The organism is Peptostreptococcus anaerobius 653-L, assembly GCF_000178095.1.
Classification (GTDB): domain Bacteria; phylum Bacillota; class Clostridia; order Peptostreptococcales; family Peptostreptococcaceae; genus Peptostreptococcus; species Peptostreptococcus anaerobius.
In genome coordinates this window covers 46,736-65,092 of the sequence record NZ_ADJN01000063.1, presented here as the reverse complement: position 1 = coordinate 65,092, position 18,357 = coordinate 46,736, and the positions used below count along the sequence as shown (strand labels likewise).

General features: G+C 34.3%; 13 protein-coding genes and 1 pseudogene. All 14 read left to right on the top strand.

Annotated features, from left to right (window positions below):
- Positions 1 to 99: 99 nt before the first annotated feature.
- The 14 genes and pseudogenes from HMPREF0631_RS07990 (at position 100) to cmk (ending at position 18,356) form a co-directional block, all read left to right on the top strand.
- Positions 100 to 993 (top strand): sulfide/dihydroorotate dehydrogenase-like FAD/NAD-binding protein, encoded by an 894-nt coding sequence (locus HMPREF0631_RS07990; protein ID WP_002844289.1) that lies wholly within the window; start codon positions 100 to 102, stop codon positions 991 to 993.
- Positions 993 to 2,387: an NADPH-dependent glutamate synthase gene (gene gltA / locus HMPREF0631_RS07985; RefSeq protein ID WP_002844292.1), complete on the top strand. Its 1,395-nt coding sequence runs from the start codon at positions 993 to 995 to the stop codon at positions 2,385 to 2,387. The genes HMPREF0631_RS07990 and gltA overlap by 1 nt, the downstream gene beginning before the upstream one ends.
- Before the next feature lie 584 nt (positions 2,388 to 2,971).
- Positions 2,972 to 6,040 (top strand): cell wall-binding repeat-containing protein, encoded by a 3,069-nt coding sequence (locus HMPREF0631_RS07980; RefSeq protein WP_039866482.1) that lies wholly within the window; start codon positions 2,972 to 2,974, stop codon positions 6,038 to 6,040.
- A gap of 740 nt (positions 6,041 to 6,780) precedes the next feature.
- Positions 6,781 to 7,212: a hypothetical protein gene (locus tag HMPREF0631_RS10260; protein WP_002844359.1), complete on the top strand. Its 432-nt coding sequence runs from the start codon at positions 6,781 to 6,783 to the stop codon at positions 7,210 to 7,212.
- Between the two features lie 197 nt (positions 7,213 to 7,409).
- Complete coding sequence (locus tag HMPREF0631_RS07975; protein WP_002844327.1) at positions 7,410 to 9,056, top strand: cell wall-binding repeat-containing protein; 1,647 nt, start codon at positions 7,410 to 7,412, stop codon at positions 9,054 to 9,056.
- Positions 9,057 to 9,488: 432 nt separating this feature from the next.
- Positions 9,489 to 11,006 (top strand): SHIRT domain-containing protein, encoded by a 1,518-nt coding sequence (locus HMPREF0631_RS10255; protein WP_002844337.1) that lies wholly within the window; start codon positions 9,489 to 9,491, stop codon positions 11,004 to 11,006.
- Positions 11,007 to 11,012: 6 nt separating this feature from the next.
- Positions 11,013 to 11,183: pseudogene (locus HMPREF0631_RS10395) on the top strand (SHIRT domain-containing protein); the annotation flags it as partial.
- A 33-nt stretch (positions 11,184 to 11,216) separates the two neighbouring features.
- Positions 11,217 to 12,743 (top strand): cell wall-binding repeat-containing protein, encoded by a 1,527-nt coding sequence (locus tag HMPREF0631_RS10245; protein WP_002844295.1) that lies wholly within the window; start codon positions 11,217 to 11,219, stop codon positions 12,741 to 12,743.
- Between the two features lie 250 nt (positions 12,744 to 12,993).
- Positions 12,994 to 13,710 (top strand): tetratricopeptide repeat protein, encoded by a 717-nt coding sequence (locus HMPREF0631_RS07965; RefSeq protein ID WP_002844306.1) that lies wholly within the window; start codon positions 12,994 to 12,996, stop codon positions 13,708 to 13,710.
- Positions 13,711 to 13,824: 114 nt separating this feature from the next.
- Positions 13,825 to 14,541, top strand: a complete 717-nt coding sequence (locus HMPREF0631_RS07960) for a pseudouridine synthase (protein ID WP_002844366.1) — start codon at positions 13,825 to 13,827, stop codon at positions 14,539 to 14,541.
- Between the two features lie 90 nt (positions 14,542 to 14,631).
- Positions 14,632 to 15,525: a MurR/RpiR family transcriptional regulator gene (locus tag HMPREF0631_RS07955; protein WP_002844348.1), complete on the top strand. Its 894-nt coding sequence runs from the start codon at positions 14,632 to 14,634 to the stop codon at positions 15,523 to 15,525.
- A gap of 85 nt (positions 15,526 to 15,610) precedes the next feature.
- Positions 15,611 to 16,255 carry a histidine phosphatase family protein gene (locus HMPREF0631_RS07950; RefSeq protein WP_002844302.1) on the top strand — a complete coding sequence of 215 codons (645 nt, stop codon included), beginning with the start codon at positions 15,611 to 15,613 and terminating at the stop codon, positions 16,253 to 16,255.
- A gap of 5 nt (positions 16,256 to 16,260) precedes the next feature.
- The gene (locus HMPREF0631_RS07945; RefSeq protein ID WP_002844307.1) at positions 16,261 to 17,664 is read left to right on the top strand and encodes a BaiN/RdsA family NAD(P)/FAD-dependent oxidoreductase; all 1,404 of its coding nucleotides are present in this window, start codon (positions 16,261 to 16,263) and stop codon (positions 17,662 to 17,664) included.
- A gap of 29 nt (positions 17,665 to 17,693) precedes the next feature.
- Complete coding sequence (cmk, locus tag HMPREF0631_RS07940; RefSeq protein ID WP_002844303.1) at positions 17,694 to 18,356, top strand: (d)CMP kinase; 663 nt, start codon at positions 17,694 to 17,696, stop codon at positions 18,354 to 18,356.
- Position 18,357 lies beyond the last annotated feature (1 nt).

Sequence of the window (18,357 nt, the reverse complement as noted above, 5' to 3'; positions counted from 1 at the left end):
ATCTATTATATAGTGTATAATAAAGCCAGGTCTTATTATTTTTTGTATTTAGCAGTTTTAAAAAAATGTAGTTATCTTTTTATGAGGAGGAGTAGTTTAATGAGCTATAAAATAGTTGAGAAAAAACAACTTAACGAAGTTGTATATCTAATGGATATAGAGGCTCCAAGAGTTGCTAGATCTGCAAAACCAGGTCAGTTTATTATCGTCATTATAGATGACAAGGGGGAAAGACTTCCTTTAACAATTGCGGATTTCGATAATGAAAGAGGCACTGTTACAATAGTATTCCAGACAGTTGGCGATTCAAGTAAGAAGCTAAGTAAGCTAGAAGCTGGTGAATATGTAAAGGATTTCGTAGGTCCACTAGGTCAGCCAAGTGAATTTATTCACGAAGATATAGAGGAACTAAAGAAAAGAAATATAATATTTATAGCAGGTGGTGTTGGTGCAGCGCCAGTTTATCCACAGGTTAAATGGTTACACGAACATGGTGTAGATGTTGATGTAATAATCGGAGCGAGAACAAAAGACATAATTATATATGAAGACAAGATGAGAGCAGTTGCTAAGAACCTATACATGTGTACAGACGATGGTACATATGGATTACATGGAAACGTAACTAATATGCTAGACGATCTTGTTCTTAATCAGGGTAAAAAGTATGACGAAGCAATAGTTATCGGTCCTATGATAATGATGAAGTTTGCCTGTCTAGCTACTAAGAAGTTAAATATACCTACTATAGTAAGTTTAAATACTATAATGGTAGATGGTACAGGTATGTGTGGTGCCTGTCGTGTAAGTATAGGAGATGAAATCAAGTTTGCCTGTGTTGATGGGCCAGAATTTGATGGATGGAAGGTTAACTTTGACGAAGCAATGAAAAGACAGCAGATGTTTAAGTCTGAAGAAGGTAGAAAGGCTCTAAGAAAAGCTGATGGGGCAACTCATTCTAGCCCAGACTGTAAAATAGGAGGTAAGCACTAATGCCAGTTAAAGAAAAAGTAGCGGTAAGAGAACAAGATCCAAAGGTAAGAGCAACTAACTTTGAAGAAGTTTGCTATGGTTACAATAAAGAAGAAGCTATGGAAGAAGCGACAAGATGTCTAAACTGTAAGAAGCCTAGATGTGTTGAAGGATGTCCAGTAAGCATAAATATTCCAGATTTTATCCAGGAACTTAAAGAAGGTAATATAGAAGAAGCTGCTAAGGTAATAGCTAAATCAAGTTCACTTCCAGCTGTATGTGGTAGAGTATGTCCACAGGAATCACAGTGTGAAGGTAAGTGTGTTGTAGGTATAAAGAATGAACCAGTTTCTATAGGTAAGCTTGAAAGATTCGTAGCAGACTGGTCAAGAGAAAATGATATAGATCTTACAGGTGATATAGAAAAGAACGGTATAAAGGTAGGAGTTGTAGGTTCAGGACCTTCTGGACTTGCATGTGCTGGTGACCTTGCAAAGCTTGGTTACGATGTTACTATATTCGAAGCCTTCCATGAGTCAGGCGGAGTATTGACTTATGGTATACCAGAATTCAGACTGCCAAAGTCTAAGGTAGTAAACTATGAAATAAATTCTATAAAGAAACTTGGAGTTAAGATAGAAAACAATGTTGTTGTAGGTAGAACAATAACAATCGATGAAATGATAGAAGATGAAGGCTTTAAGGCTGTATTCATAGGATCAGGTGCAGGTCTTCCTTCATTTATGGGAATACCAGGTGAAAACGCTAACGGTGTCTTATCTGCTAATGAGTTTCTTACAAGAGTAAACCTAATGAAAGCCTATATAGATGACTATGATACTCCAATCAGAGTCGGTAAGAGGGTGGCTGTAATAGGTGGTGGTAACGTTGCGATGGATGCTGCAAGAACAGCACTACGTCTAGGAGCCGATACTCATATTGTATACAGGAGAAGTGAAGCAGAACTTCCAGCAAGAGTTGAAGAAGTACACCACGCTAAAGAAGAGGGGATCCAGTTCGACCTACTTACAAATCCTAAAGAAATCCTAGTTGATGAAGACGGTAACGTGAAGGGTATGGTATGTGTAAGAATGGAACTTGGAGAAGCTGATGAATCTGGAAGAAGAAGGCCAGTTGAAGTTGAAGGTTCAGAATTTACACTAGATGTTGACATGGTTATCATGTCACTAGGAACTAGACCTAACCCACTAATTTCATCTACTACACCAGGTCTTGAAACAAACAAGAAAATGTGTATAGTAGCAGATGAAGAAGGACTTACTTCATTAGAAGGTATATATGCTGGTGGAGATACTGTTACAGGAGCTGCAACAGTTATATCTGCAATGGGTGCAGGTAGGACAGCGGCTGCGGCTATGGACAAGTATCTAAGAGAAAAATATTTAAATAAGTAAAAAGGCTTTATATAAGGTGCCTACAACTTTTAGTTGTGGGCATTTTTGTATGAATGAAAACTTTGTACCAATTTACAAAGCAATACTAATAAAAGCTTAATTTGATATAATTATTTATTTTAGGGCAATCGCTGAACTTATTTGACCTTATTGTAATTGATCTATTATGGTGGAGAAATACAAAGCGAATGAGATTTTTTAAAATCCCTGAAAAGCGCCTTTATCAAAAATCAAAAAAGCATATTGATTCTTTTTTACGTGCGTTTATAATGTACTTTTTTATAGCTTTGATTGATGGATATGTATTGACTTTGCTTTAATAAAAGTAATTGAACTTAGCATTAGTGAATTTAATTAATTTATCATATGTGGATTAAAAGTATGGCACAAAAACGGATATTATGGAGAAATAATGATAGATTTAGATATTTTTTATTCATAAATTTTAATTTAAAAAAGGTAGTAGACAAATCTATTATCTTTTTTTATTTTTTTGAAAATAGTATTGACAATCAATATCAATTAGATTTATAATCGTAGCAGAGATTATTCTCTAAAATTTTTTATTGGAGGTTGGAGGTATTATGAATACAAAAACAAAAAACAGTAAGAAAAGCACATCACTGTTATTAGCGACGGCTATAACTTTTTCAAGTTTAGTATCAGTTAATACATATGCTAGTGAATCTTCCTCAGAGTTATCCTTAGAGAGAATTTATGGGAAAGATAGATATCAGACATCCATTGATATCCTTGATAAGATGGATACAAATAAAGTATATTTGACTAATGGGAAGATCTTTGCAGATGCTTTATCCGTTGGTCCTTTGGCAGGGAAAGAAAATGCTGCAATAGTTCTTAGTGACGGTAAGACTTTAGATGTTGATAAATTAAAATCAAAGTCAATAACTGAGATAACTATTGTAGGTGGTAAAAACTCAATATCAAATACTCTTGAAAATAATTTGAAAAAGAACTTCAAGGTATCTAGGATTGCTGGTAAAGATAGATATGAAACATCTCTTAAAATAGTTGAAAAAATGGGTGTGAACAATATTGCCATAGCTACTGGAAAGGACTTTCCAGACGCTTTAAGCGCCGGGGCATATTTATCACAAAAAGGAATGCCTTTACTTTTAGTTGATGGATCTTTAGCTGGAAATATTCCTCAAAAATATAATGTTGTTTATACTTTTGGAGGAGTAAATTCGATTAAAAAAACTTTTGGAAAAAGAATTTCTGGTAAAGATAGATATGAAACTTCGATGCAAATAGCTAAAGAATTTGGAAATTTTGATACTGCTGTATTGGCATCTGGAAGGGTTTTTGCAGACGCTTTAGCATCAACACCTCTTGCAAAAAAACTTCATGCACCAATATTATTAACTAATGGAAATGACGTTTCTAATGAAGTATTTAAGTTCCAAGGGCTTAAAAAAGTAGTTTTAGTTGGAGGGGAAAAAAGCCTTTCTAAGGAGTTGGAAAAGAAGTTACTAAACCCTAATAATACTGAAGAATCAAAAGAAGATAACAAAAATACTAATAAAACTCACAATAGTAATAATCAAAATTCACAAAATAATATTGACAATTCAAAAGAAGTAAATATAAAAGATGAGATTTTGAAAAAAGCTATAATAAACCAACTTAAGCATCAAAATATTTACAAGGATGGTCAGAAAATAACTGAAAAAAAGATGTCACAGTTAAAGGGACTTGATTGTAATCTAAATTTCACTCAGTCAAGAAGGGGAGGAATAAAGTCACTAGAAGGTTTAGAATATGCTGTGAATATGACAATTCTTGATCTTACAGGAAATGAGGTCATTGACCTAACTCCTTTAAAAAAGTGTAAGAACTTAGAAACTCTTGAATTAGACGATCAATATTTAGCAAAGAGTGAACAAAACCCTACAGACAAATACCTTACAGATATAAGTCCTCTTAAAGGTCTCACAAAACTTAAAAAACTGGTTTTAAAAAATAATAAAATAGAAAATTTAAGTGCAATAGGAAGTTTAACAGAACTTGAAGAGTTAGATTTATATGGAAATAAAGGAATAAAATCAATAAATGGATTTGAAAATCTAAAAAAATTAAAAAAATTACTCTTGAATAGAACTGGAGAAATTACTGATATAAGTCCTTTAAAGGAGTGTAAAGATCTTGAAGAATTATCAATTCAATATAATAAGGTTTCATCTATCGAAGCTCTAAAGGATCACGAAAAATTAACACTTCTTGATATTTCAGGAAATAAGCAAATAACAGATTTATCACCTTTAGAGAAGTCAACTAAATTGACTAGACTTTTAGCTAATGGGAATAAAATCGAAAGTTTAGATAGTTTAAAGAACTTAACAGAGTTAAAGGAAATTCACGTTTCAGAGAATAAAATAAAAGATATAAGCCCGTTGAAAAAATTAGTAAATCTTGAAGATTTAGATATAGGTAACAACCCAGATATAGAATCATTAGATGTACTAAAAAATCTAACAAATATAACAGAGCTTAAGATTAATAATGCAAAAAAAGTAAAGGACTTTTCTCCTATATCTAAACTTAAAAAGCTAGATGATTTAACAATCATTAGATCTGGATTGACTGATATATCATTCTTAAGGGGACTTAATGAAATAACAGAAATGAATTTACAAACAAATCAAATTTCTAATATAAATCCTCTTGTTGATATGGCAAATCTTAGAGAAGTAAAACTAGGTCGTAACAAGATTTTTGATGCCTCGCCTATTGGAAAGCTTAGAAGCAAATTTAAAGTTGCGGTAGAAATGGGCTCTCAAGAAGTTGATATTGTTACCACAAATAGTCTTGTGAGGAATCCTATAATTGACCAAAGTGGAAATAAGCTCGTTATTAAGGAAAAAGAGGGAAAGATAAAAAATAATGGTGAAAATATAGAGATATTAAACTTTGATAAACTTAAAAATGGAGAAACTATCGAAGTTAAATGGGGAAAAGATGCAGAGTTTAATGGTTCTTTATTTATAAACATTAAAAAGCTTAAAGAGGTATCATCTGTAAAAATCGAAAATACTGAAACAAGCCTAGAAAAAGGAAAAAGCCTTAAATTAAAAGCGACTGTTGAAGGGAAAAACCTAAAAGACGAAGATAAGAAAGTTAAATTTGAAATTGAAGGAAAAAATAGTCCTAATACAAGCATAAATAATGATGGAGTTTTAACAATAGCAGGTGATGAGACTAGTACTAAAATTACTGTTAAAGCAACTTCAGTATTAGACAAGACAAAAACTACTACAAAAGAAATAATAGTAACTTCTCCGGCTAAAAATATTAGTACTAAATTAAAAATGGGATCGTCTAAATCTATAGATATAGATAAAAATAACGAGGACGCAAAAGAGTGGTTAAAGGCTTTAGGAGAAGGGAATGCCACTGTACTAAAAGGTCAAGAAAAGCTTAGCAAGTTACCTTATAACTACGGAGAAAAAAGACCTGGATATTATGCAGGAGAATATGGAAATAGCAAATCTACTGGCCTTGTAATTTTTGGACTTAATGATGGTGATAAGGTTATTGTAAAAGTTCCAGGCTTTGAAGATGTAGAAGTAAAAGTTGTTAACTATAGCAGACCAATAAATTATAATTTAGAAATTGTTCAAAAAAACAACTAGGATATAAAGATTCCAGGATTACAGAGATTCTGGAATCTTTTTTGTATGAATGAAAACCCACAGTTAGACTGGGGGTCAGTGTAGCTTAAGCATTGAGAAACTATCAAAAAATCCTCCTTTTTGTATAATATTATTGTGGTCTGGCAACTACATTAATATTTAACATAAGGAGGGTTACAGTGGCTAATAGAATAAAAGGTATTACTGTTGAGATTGGTGGAGATACTACCGGTCTTGATAAAGCCTTAAAAGGTGTGAATTCTACAATTAAATCAACGCAGTCATAACTTCGTCAAAGAGAAATCATCGAAACAGAAAATAATCTGAAATCCATTCAGGAAGAATCAAAGAAAGTACCATCAGCATTATCTGTTTCTATGAAAGAGGCAGGATATAAAATTAAAGAAATTTGAGATAAGACATCAGAAGTTGGAAAGGTATATCTAATCATGTCATCCTTCTTTTTCTTAGGAAACTTTTTCTTTGGATGAGAAAAATAAGTCCTGGCTTTGAGGATATTGTCGAAAAGCTCGAATCAAGAGTAAAAAGTAAAAAAGGCATAGTGGATAAGTAACGTACGGAGGAGTTGCGGTATTTTAATAATATCAAAAAAGATTTATAAATACTATGAAACTGTGGTACAATACTGTAGTTAACTGTTGTATACTATTATATTTATAAGATAAAACAGAAAAATTTTAAAACGCAGTTAATATAAAAAATATGAGGAGAAGGAAAAAATGAATTTAAAAGCAAAATTTATGAATTTATTTAGGGAGAATGTTAATATCTCCAAGAAAATTTCAGTTGGGCTGCTTTCACTTATGATTATGTTGTCATCACTGACACCTGTCGTAAATGCAAATGACGTGCCTAGTACTGGTGCACCAGAATCTTCACAAGTTAGAGAACTTGGAGGTCTCGACCCGGTTGATATTAAAAAATGGGTTGGAGATACAGTTGACTGGAAAGACGGCGTAAAAGCCAAAGACTCCGTATCAGCAGAAAACAAAGCAAAAATAAATGAACTTCTTAAAGAAGCAAGATTTGAAGATGCTACTGATACAGCTAGAAATACAGATAAAGTTTCTGAGAAAAAATTATTAAAGGTGAAATTAAAGAAGGTTTTAAAGGTAACATTAAAGTTAGGTTTAAAGATAATTCCACAATAACAGTTAAAAATCAAACTTTATATGTTAGTGATTTTATAACTTCTTCTAGCAACGAAAACGCTCCTACTGATGCCATAGAAGTTAAATTTAAACTAGGCGAAGGCGTAAAAGTTGAGGAGAAAGATCAAACCACCGGAGAAGTTAAAAAGACAATTAAAGGTGACAAGGACAAGCCTGTTTCTTACAAAGAATATAAGGTGAAGCCGGGCACCGATTTTTCAACTTATAAATACCCGGTCTTGAAAAAAACCATTTTCGATTTAATTGACGAACAAGCTGACGAAGGGTATGCAGATCCAGTATGGAAAAACAACCAAAATGGAGATGACTTTGTAGCAACAGACAATAACAATGTATTCACAGCCACAGCAACCAAGACATTTAAAGTAACTGTTAAAGCAAATGGTGGAACTGGAGAGGATATAATTAAAATCAAGAAGAGTGGTGAAAACTTTATTCTTCCTGCTAAAAATACCTTCACACCACCAAATGAAGACCAAGAATTTTCAGGTTGGAAAATTGGTGATGATAAAAACTTAAAACAACCTAATGAAACGACAACAATCACTGGCGACACAGTTATAAAAGCTATCTGGAAACCAATTGAATTTAAAGTAACATTCCAGAGAGAAACCGGTGCAAGTGGGAATATGGATCCTGTAACTGTTACAAAAGGCAGCGAATATCAACTTCCTCAACCAACGTTTAAACCGGATCAGGGCAAAGAGTTTGCAGGCTGGTCAGTAAACGGCGTAGCCAAAAAAGTTGGAGACAAGATTACAGTAAATGGAAACACAACAGTAACAGCAAAGTATAAAACAATAAGTAAACCAGGCTCAAAGGATAAAAAACCAGGCACTCCTGATGTCAACCCTAGTAAACCAGGAACAAATGGTAAAAAACCAGGCGCTTCTGGTGTCAACCCTAGTAAACCAGGCTCAAAGGATAAAAAACCAGACACAGGCAGGATAGCAGGTAACAACAGGTACGCAACATCAGCCAAAATCAGTCAGAAGTACTTCAAGTCTGCTGACACAGTAGTTCTAGCAAGTGGCAAAAATAATGCAGATGCCCTAGTATCAGCTTCCTTTGCCAACCTAAAAAAGGCTCCTATACTTCTTACTGACACATATTCTACTGATGATAGTGTGGTTAGGGAAATAGAGAGGCTAAAGGCTAAAAATGTGATAATAGTAGGAGGAGTATCTTCAGTTGGACACTCAGTAGAAACTAATATGAAATCGAAAGGCTACAATGTTAGAAGGCTGTCAGGAGCTACTAGGTATGAAACATCTGCAATGATAGCCCAAGAGGTCAAGGATGCTACTGGTTCAAACAAAGCCGTCTTGATCAACGGTTCAAAAGAAGCAGATGCACTTACTGTATCATCTCTAGCTACCAAGGAAGGCCTGCCTGTCATAATGGCCAAGTCAAATGGTATAGACAGGTTTGTAAAGGACAAGTTGGATAGTTGGAACTTGAAGGAAATCTATGTGGTTGGAGGCACAGGTTCATTACCAAACAGTGTAGTAGATAAGGCCAAGGCTTCAAATAAAAAGAGAATAGCTGGTAGGGATAGGTACCAGACAGCTATGAAGATAGCAGAGGAATCTTACCCTAATGCAGATAGGTATATGATTGCAAATGCATACAATCCTATCGACGCCTTATCTGCAGGAGCTGTGACTGCCAAGGCAAATATGCCTATATTATTGGTAAACAAGGCTAATATACCACAAGGAGTAAGGACTAAGTTGGATAACAAAGCCAAGGGAGTAATCTTGCTAGGTGGAGAAAATACAATAACTACAAACATTTTGAATAATATAAGTCTAGCTGATTAGTTAAAACTTTATAGGCTTATAGGTAAGATAATAAGACAGGGCAAGTATAGTACTACACTTGCCCTGTCTTGACTTATACAATTTATATGGAGTGTCTTTAAGGAAAAATTCATATTTGATGGCTCCTCAGCTACAAGAATTTTAATAAAAGGCGTAGGATCTAATAGGTCAAATATTTTAGGGAGTTAGTTGTAATAAAAAAGTCCATAAAAACTTGACACTGTCAAATGAAGAAATTGTCTTGACATCTAAATAAAAAACTAATAAAATAATTTTAGCAGTTACAGGAGCAGAAGGAGGTGATAAAGAAGCTATATAGAACTGACACTCAAAGTGTAAGATAATATGACAAGAATGAATATGGGATAGGATTAGTAGCCCTTCCTATAACATTAAATTTGAAAACACAACTTAATTAATAGGAGGTTTAAAATGAAAAAAAGACTATTATCTCTAGTTTTAGTTTTTTCATTTATATTTGGCACATTACCCGTAAATGTATTAGCAGATAATGAGCAAACTGGACAAAGTGAAACTAGAACAACAAATGGTAAGGCTGACGTTAAAAATCTTGGTGGCATCGTAGGTCCATTAGATCCAAGAGAAGACTTCCCGAAAGGATATGTAGCTGTTAAGTTCTTTGCTGATGACTTTGACAAAGAAAGAGGAGAGTTTGATGGTAAAAAGAAAGAAGTTGTATATGCAGTAAATCCAGCTAATACAGAAATTGATATGGGAGCTAAGATGTTAAAGGGTAAGAAAGCTGATGGAAATGATATCAATGTACCCTTCCCAACATATTCTGTAAATGATGCTTCTAAAGCTACTTGGAAGAAAAATGATAAAGCCCCATGGAAAATGAATCATGAAAATGCAATTAGACCTGATAAGAAAATTGATGTAAATAAACTTGGAGAACACCAAGACCTTACTTTTACAGCACAATACGAGGCTCATACGATAGCAGAGATTATTAAAAAAGATAATCTTGCACCAGCAACATTGAAGGTATGGGAAAATGATACTATTCCATGGAAAAATGGGGTTACGGTTGCTGATAAAGTAACAAATGACACATTGAAGGAAAAAATAAAAGGTTATTTGGATGATAAAAATACTTCATATGAAGACATTACAACTCCTAAAAGAATTTCAATAGGAGAAGAAGTAAATAATACACTAACAGAAGTAAAAACAGGAACAATAAGAGTAACATTTAAAGATAAATCATATATTGATGTTGAAAAACAAGAATTATATGTAATATCTCATAGAACATCTGCAACAAATGATAAAGCACCAAATGATGCGATTGACGTAACATTTAAACTAGATGAAGGTGTTAAAGTGGGAGATAAAACTGGTAATGAAACAGGTGTAGTATATTGTAAGTATAAAGTAAAACCAAAATTTAACCTTGACAGATATTTGTCAGGAACAGCAATAAACATCTTTGATCGTATCGGTGCAGAAGTAACAGATAAGGCAAGATACGCTGGCCTTGTATGGGAAGGTCAAACACCTAACAATCCTCAAGATCATGTTGTAACAAATAGCAATAAAGTATTTACAGCTAAAGCTACTAAAATATTATTCACTGTAACACACGAATTTGAAAGTGGTACAGAAGGCAAGGCACTTCCAACAACAGAAATGCCAGATGCACCAAAAGCACTAACAGACCAAAAAGTAGGTGAAAGAGTAGCTGCTCCAACAACAACTTATAACGATGTAAAAGTAGCTGAAGGAACATGGACATTTAAAGGCTGGAGCCCAGCAACTCTAACAGTATCACCAACAGAAGAAAACAATAAATTTATAGGTAAGTGGGAATTTACACCTGATAAAAAAACGGTCAACTTAACTTTCGAATTCTACAAGAAGAAAGATAATGCCAATAGTCCACAACCATATAATGCACTTGGAGACTTCAAAAAACCAGATCTATAAAATCTTATAGATCAAGATGTTGGAGCAGAAATTACTTTACCAACATATCCTAACCAAAAAGTTAATACTGGAGACCTACAAGGTACTTGGACATTTGATGGTTGGTATCGTAAAGATAAAAAATTAACAGACGCTAAGGCCAAAGTATCTGCAACTGATGCAGAAAACAATTTAGTTGGTAAGTGGATTTTAGCTGAAACTAAGACTGCTATGGTTACACGTGAATTTGTTATTGATCCAACTATAATGGGTAATGGTAAAGATGTACCAACAGGTCATAAATTACCAGATGATGTAAAAGTTAAACAAAAAGTAAATGATACTACAAACTATATAGGTTCAACACAAACTCCAGGCAAGGATAAATTTACAGCTGTACCAGAAACTATCAGTGGTAAACAAGGTACTTGGACATTTAAAGAATGGACTCCAAAAGAATTAATTGTAAGTGCTACTAAAGAAAATAAATTTACAGGTACTTGGACTTGGACTGAAAAGGGCAAGGTTGAAGTTAAATATGTATTCGAAACTAAACCAAATAACAAAACTCTTCCAGAAGTTTTAAAGGCATTAAAACCAAAAAACCTAGTTGGAGATAAGGCTGTTTATGAAGACAATGAACCAGCAGAGCCTAAAGTACCAAACACTTCTTCAAAAGAAGCACAAAAAGCTCTTGTTGAAATGAGAGGTAGAAATAAGGTTGGAGAATGGAAGGTTGGCAAATGGGTTAAGACTATAGATGAAAAAGGAAACATCACTTATACTTTAACTTGGACTTTCGAAGAAGTTAAAAAAGACAAACCAACACCATCAAAACCATCAAAACCATCAACTCCAACAACACCATCAACTACAGACAGAGTTCATGGTAAGAACAGAATTGAAACTGCTATCGAAATTTCTAAGAAATACTTTGGACAAGCTGAAAGAGTAATAATAGTAGATGCTTCAAACTTCCCAGATGCAATGGCAGCATCAGCACTTGCAAAGCAACTTAAAGCACCTATTCTATTAACAAACTCAAATAATTTAGATTCAAGAGTAGCTGCAGAGATTAAAAGACTTGGAGCACATAATGTTACTGTTATTGGAGGCAAATCTTCAGTTTCAGATGGAGCATTAAATCAACTATCTAAATTCGATAAAGATGGCGTAGAAAGAATTTCTGGAAAAGATAGATATGAAACATCAGCACAAGTTGCAAGAAGATTAGCAAAAATAACTGGAAAAACTGGACATGCAGTGATAGCATCAGGTGAAGTTTTCGCAGATGCATTAGCAGTTGGTCCATACGCAGCAAGAGAAGGCTACCCAATACTATTAGTGAAATCAAATAGTATACCAAAATCAATTTCAGATGCTATTACAGAAATTGGTGTAAAGAAAGTATCCATTGTAGGTGGCTATGGCTCAGTATCAAAATCACTAGAAAAATCACTACCAGTAGTGGCAGAAAGATTAAGTGGTAAAACAAGATACGAAACAGCTATAGAAATAGCATCCAAAGGATTAAAAACTTCAAACAAAGCATTTGTTGCAAATGGAGAACATTGGATGGACGCACTAGTAATAGGACCAGTAGGCGGAATGTTAAATATGCCAATCCTATTAACACAAGCAAACAGCGCACCAAAATCACTAAGAGACCATATCGCTAAATCAAAAATCGATAAGATAACTGCAATTGGTGGTACAAGTATGGTAAGTGATAAAGTTATTAATGAACTAAGTAAGTAAAAAAAGGAAAGAGCTTGGGGGAGACCCTGAGTTCTTTTTTTCGGTTCTATAATTTAAAAGCCAAAATGAAGTTGTAGAAGAGTATTTCAAAAATACAGCCTATTATTTTGAAAAACTTTCTCGTAAGTGTAACATATGTATTGACAACTAAGAGAACACTTAAAATCCTTTAATATTCATTTTGTAGACAGTAGACCTTGATTTGTGGTATAATTAATCTTATTAAGTATCCTTTTATAGGAGGTGGATTATGAAGAAGAGATTGTTAACCATAGTAGTTTTGATCAGTATGATCTCATTGAGCGGTTGTGGTTTTAGCGAATCTGGTGAGTTGATGAGTGATGCCAGAAAGTTTATAGAAGAGGGACAATATGACAAGGCAATGTCTAATCTATCTAAGGTAATATCAGAAGATGAGTCCAACACAGAGGCTAGGGGAATGTATTATCAGGCCCTTAAGTTAAAGAAGGCAGTTATACATGATAGTAGAAAAAATTATGATTTGGAAATAAAGGAGCTAAATGACTTATTGAACGACGATAGTGGTTCAGCCAAGGTAAGAACACAGGCTGAGACTATGCTCGACAAGGCTCAAAAAGCATACGCCAACCAAAAAAAGGCGTCAATAACAAGAAAAGAAAACGCCAAGAAGTCTGCAGAAGAGAATAAAAATAGGTATGCGTCTAGTTCTGCGTATTCTAGTAAGTATGGCAATTATTTTAGAAATAAAACCAATACATCAACTAATGATGGAACAGCAAGCAGTGGTGATTATGGTACATCAAGCCAGTCGAGTCAATCAAATAATTATGGCACATCAAGTCAAAATAGGTATGGCACACAGTCAAACCTAAGCGGCAACAATAGTGGCTATGTAAATCAGTCTGGTAGGCATACTGGAACTACTCAGGGCAGTGGTTCAGCAGGGACTGGTTCTGGAACTGTTCAGTCAGGTAATGGATATTAAGTAATAAAATCTTAAATTGTTAAATTTAGGTTGGCTTTTAGCCAACCTTATTTTACGAAAATATAGAAGAGTAGCCGTCTGTAGCTTGTTAATTTAGAAAGTAAAGGTGGAATAATGAGGATAAATAAGTTTATTGCAGCGAGCGGTGTTGCATCAAGGAGAAAGGCTGAAACCCTGATTTTGGAGGGCAGAATAAGGGTAAATAATAAAGTAATAAAAGAATTGTCTTACCAAGTAGATGAAGACCTTGACCAAGTTACTTTTGACAATAAGCCTATAAGCGTTAAGGATGAAAAGTTAGTATACATAATGCTCAACAAGCCTGAAGGATATATAACGTCTGTAAAGGACCAGTTTGATAGACCTAGTGTAAGTGACCTTACAAGTGATATTAAAGAGAGGATATATCCTGTTGGTAGATTGGACTATGAGACAAGCGGTCTACTACTTATGACCAATGATGGAGACCTAACATACAAGATTACCCATCCAAAGCACGAGATGAATAAGACCTATATAGCATCTGTTAGGGGCATTGTTACTCAAGAAGAAAAGTATGCATTTGAGAATGGTCTAAAAATAGAAGACTACACAACAGCAAAGGCTAATTTGAAGATACTTAAGACAGACACAAATAAGAACTATTCTGTATGCAAGGTGACAATTCATGAGGGCAAAAATCGTCAGGTAAGAAAGATGTTTCAGGCCATAAATCATCCTACAATGAACCTTAAAAGAGTTCAAGTTGGAAAGATTAACATTGGTGATTTAGAGCTTGGAAAGTATAGAAAATTGACAAAAGAAGAGATTGAGTATTTGAAAAAAATATAGGTTTTAATTGCAATTCAATTGATTGAAAAATGCCTATTTATGTTGTATAATATTTAATGTAGATAATGAATTTTAATGGGGAGTGTAAACATGGATAACGGATATGATACATACACTGATGATGTTGAAAAAAAAGAAAACAGTTTAATGTCCTTGATGAAAGATAGGTACAAGACAATGAGTAAGGGGCAAAAGTTACTGGCCCAGTATACCCTTGATAACTATCAGAAGGTTGCATTTATGACAGCTTCAAAGCTGGGTGAAACAGTAGGTGTCAGCGAGTCTACCGTAGTTAGATTTGCGAATGCATTGGGCTTTAGCGGTTATCCTAAGTTTCAGGATGCACTCCAGGAACTAATTAAAACTAAGCTTACAACTGTTCAAAGAGTGGAAATGGCCAACAATGACTACTCAAATAATAGTATGATACTGGAGAACGTGTTGAAAGACGATATAGAGAATATAAAGCAGACTATGGATTCTCTTAGGCAGGAATCATATGAGGATGCTGTAGATACAATATTATCTGCGAGAAAGCTATATATTATGGGACTTAGGAGTTCTATCTATGTTGCCAAGTACCTAGGCTATTATTTAAATTATATCCTAGATAATGTAGTTATAATTAGGATGGATATGGGTGAGCCGGTTGAACAGATGATTAAACTTTCGTCTGAAGATGTATTGATTTCAATCAGTTTTCCTAGGTATTCAAAGAAGAACCAGCAAGTTGTAAGATTTGCTAAAGAAAGAGGGGCAAAGGTAATAGCCATTACCGATACAATAAATGCTCCAATTGCCAAGGTAGCAGACGTTGTTGTCACAGTTAAAAACAACATGGTATCCTTTATAGACTCATTGGTTCCAGCATTTTCTGTTGCAAACGCCATAGTAGTTGGTGTAGCAATGAAGGAAAAAGAAGATATAAAGGCTTATTTCAAAGAGTTGGAAAAAGTTTGGGAAAAATTTGAAATATATGAATAAGGATTCAATAACCCAATATGTAGTGTATTGGGTTATTTTATACTTAAAATTTTGATTAGTTAATTAGGTTATTAGGAGGATATAAATGAACACATATTATTTAGTTAGACATGGTCAGACTGAATGGAATACTCAGGGAAGGACTCAGGGGCATGGTAACTCACCACTTACTGATCTTGGAGTAAAGCAGGCTGAAAATCTTGCAAATGCGATAAAGAAGTACCCAATCGACCTTATATATTGTAGTGATCTTGGTAGGGCTATTCAGACAGCAGAGATTGTAGGTCAAAATCTTGGGATAGAGGTTAAACCTACAAGCAAGTTAAGAGAGATGGGATTTGGTATATGGGAAGGCATGAAGTTAACAGATATTGAGGCAGAGTATGCGGATATGTTCGCCATATGGAGAAACCAACCAGACAAGTTGATTGTTCCAGGCGGGGAGATGCTTAAGGATATAAAGAAAAGACAGGATGAACTATTAGAAGAACTAAATACTAAGTACCAGAACAAGCATATACTACTAGTATCTCATTCTGTTACAGTTAGGGTGATGCTACTTAGTATGTTGGATTCAGATATATCTAATATATACAGGATCAAGCAGGATAACACAGCAATTAATATTGTAGAATATAAAGACTATGGTCCAGTAATCAAAAAAATAAACGATACATCCCACCTAGTGACAGGTGATGACGTAAACCAAGTAAAGTCTGCCTTGGAGTAATTTAAATGCAAGAGTTTAAGAAAGAAAAGAAGATATATGATATACTTATAGTAGGTGGTGGACCTAGTGGGATTATGGCCGCTTTGTCGGCTAGAAAAGTGTCCAAAGACCTGTCTATAGGTATTTTGGACTCAAATACAAGCTTGGGTAAAAAATTAAAGCTTACGGGTGGTGGTAGATGTAACTTTACCAATAACGAATATATAGGAGACTTTTTTGATAAGATAGTTACAAATGATAAGTTCCTATATTCAGCCCTGTATTCATTCACCAATGAAGACCTAAAAGATCTTGTAATATCTTTAGGACTAGACTATATAGTTGAAGAGGATAACTACAATAAGGTCTATATTGGCTCAGGTAGGTCTGAGGATTTTATAGTTGCTTTGACCGACAAACTTATAGACTCAGATGTGGCTATTTACTATAACAAGAAGATATTGGATATCCAAAGAATAAAACTAGGATACAAGACTCAAAATACATTGGTAGATAATCCAACAGATAAGTTGGAGCATATCAAAAGTGACTTTCAAAATACTTGCTACTCTTTGCAGGCATCTAATGGCCAGGTATTTTACTCTAGATCTGTAATACTTGCGAGTGGTGGCAAGTCCTTTAAAAACACAGGTTCTGATGGTTCCGTTCTAGATATTCTCTCAGATAAGGGCTACGATATAATTGATCCAAGACCAGGTCTTGTTCCTATCAACCTAAGAGAGTCGTGGTTTACATCCATGGCTGGTATATCATTTAAGAATGCTGCACTGGAGTTTGACTTTGGATTTTGTAAGGTCAAAAATAAATCCAAACACTCAAGGTCAAGAAGTATCTGTGGAGATATAATAATCACCCATAAGGGCATTGGGGGTCCGGCAAGTCTTAAGATGTCTTCTCTTATAAATAGACTAGATTTTAAAGATGAAAACATTATGAAGTTAGATTTGATGGGGGATATACCTAGTCAGGACCTATACCAGAAGATCCTATCAAGTCCAAAGCAAGTGCTTGCTACAGTCCTTAGAAGATACTTGCCTAAAAGATATGTAGCTAAAGTTATAGATGAATTAGATGAAAAATATCCTGATCTTAAATTTAATTTCAAGAAGGATAAACTAGCCAATATGTCAAAAAAGGACTTTGAATATGTCCTTTTATATACAAAGAATATTCACCTAAGGGTAGACGGGATCATGGGAATTGAAGCTGCTACAATTACATCGGGTGGCGTGTCTGTAAAGAATGTAAATCCATCTACAATGGAGTCTAAAATAGACAAGGGGATATACTTTGTAGGAGAAATGCTAGATGTTGATGCCTTCACTGGTGGATACAATCTACAAATAGCCTTTTCTACAGGTTATTTAGCTGGTATTAGTGCAGCAGAGAATTTACAAAGCGATAAATAAGCAAAAATAAAGCTAGGGGGTATAATATTATGACTAACATCATAATTGCTATAGACGGACCTGCTGGAGCAGGCAAGAGCACCATTTCAAAATTGGTAGCGACTAAGTTGGGGATTAACTATATAGACACAGGTGCTATGTATAGGGCCCTAACTCTTAAGTGTATTGAAAATAATATAGATACAGAAAATGAGACAGATGTTGTTGCAATGTCAAATCAGTCTGATATTAACTTTGAAAATAACACAATCTATCTTGACGGAAAAGATGTATCAGCCTTGATTAGATCACAAATTATCAATAAAAATGTGTCTAATGTAGCCAAAATTAAAGATGTAAGACTTAAAATGGTTGAAATACAAAGGATGCTAGGTTCAGACAAGGATGTAATACTAGATGGAAGAGATGTAGGCACTCATATTTTCCCAAATACAAAATTCAAGTTTTTCTTGAATGCAAGTCCTGAGGAAAGGGGCAAAAGAAGGTATGAAGAAATGGTTTCAAAGGGAGAAAAGGTGGTATTAGAAGATATTATAGAGGATGTAAAGAGAAGGGACAGCATAGATTCAAAAAGAGAATTTGCACCTCTAATAAAGGCTGATGATGCAATTGAGATAGACTCTACTAATATGTCTATACAAGAGGTTGTGGACTGTATTGTCAGTATAGTAAATAAGAACAGGCAGGTATAGG

Bases quoted from the DNA above. Each gene is read 5' to 3' on its own strand.
- gltA (WP_002844292.1), top strand. From the start codon at position 993: ATGCCAGTTAAAGAAAAAGTAGCGGTAAGAGAACAAGATCCAAAGGTA.
- HMPREF0631_RS07965 (WP_002844306.1), top strand. From the start codon at position 12,994: ATGAAGAAGAGATTGTTAACCATAGTAGTTTTGATCAGTATGATCTCA.
- HMPREF0631_RS07945 (WP_002844307.1), top strand. From the start codon at position 16,261: ATGCAAGAGTTTAAGAAAGAAAAGAAGATATATGATATACTTATAGTA.
- HMPREF0631_RS07960 (WP_002844366.1), top strand. From the start codon at position 13,825: ATGAGGATAAATAAGTTTATTGCAGCGAGCGGTGTTGCATCAAGGAGA.
- HMPREF0631_RS07990 (WP_002844289.1), top strand. From the start codon at position 100: ATGAGCTATAAAATAGTTGAGAAAAAACAACTTAACGAAGTTGTATAT.
- HMPREF0631_RS10255 (WP_002844337.1), top strand. From the start codon at position 9,489: ATGAAAAAAAGACTATTATCTCTAGTTTTAGTTTTTTCATTTATATTT.
- cmk (WP_002844303.1), top strand. From the start codon at position 17,694: ATGACTAACATCATAATTGCTATAGACGGACCTGCTGGAGCAGGCAAG.
- HMPREF0631_RS10245 (WP_002844295.1), top strand. From the start codon at position 11,217: ATGGTTACACGTGAATTTGTTATTGATCCAACTATAATGGGTAATGGT.
- HMPREF0631_RS07980 (WP_039866482.1), top strand. From the start codon at position 2,972: ATGAATACAAAAACAAAAAACAGTAAGAAAAGCACATCACTGTTATTA.
- HMPREF0631_RS07950 (WP_002844302.1), top strand. From the start codon at position 15,611: ATGAACACATATTATTTAGTTAGACATGGTCAGACTGAATGGAATACT.
- HMPREF0631_RS07955 (WP_002844348.1), top strand. From the start codon at position 14,632: ATGGATAACGGATATGATACATACACTGATGATGTTGAAAAAAAAGAA.
- HMPREF0631_RS10260 (WP_002844359.1), top strand. From the start codon at position 6,781: ATGAATTTAAAAGCAAAATTTATGAATTTATTTAGGGAGAATGTTAAT.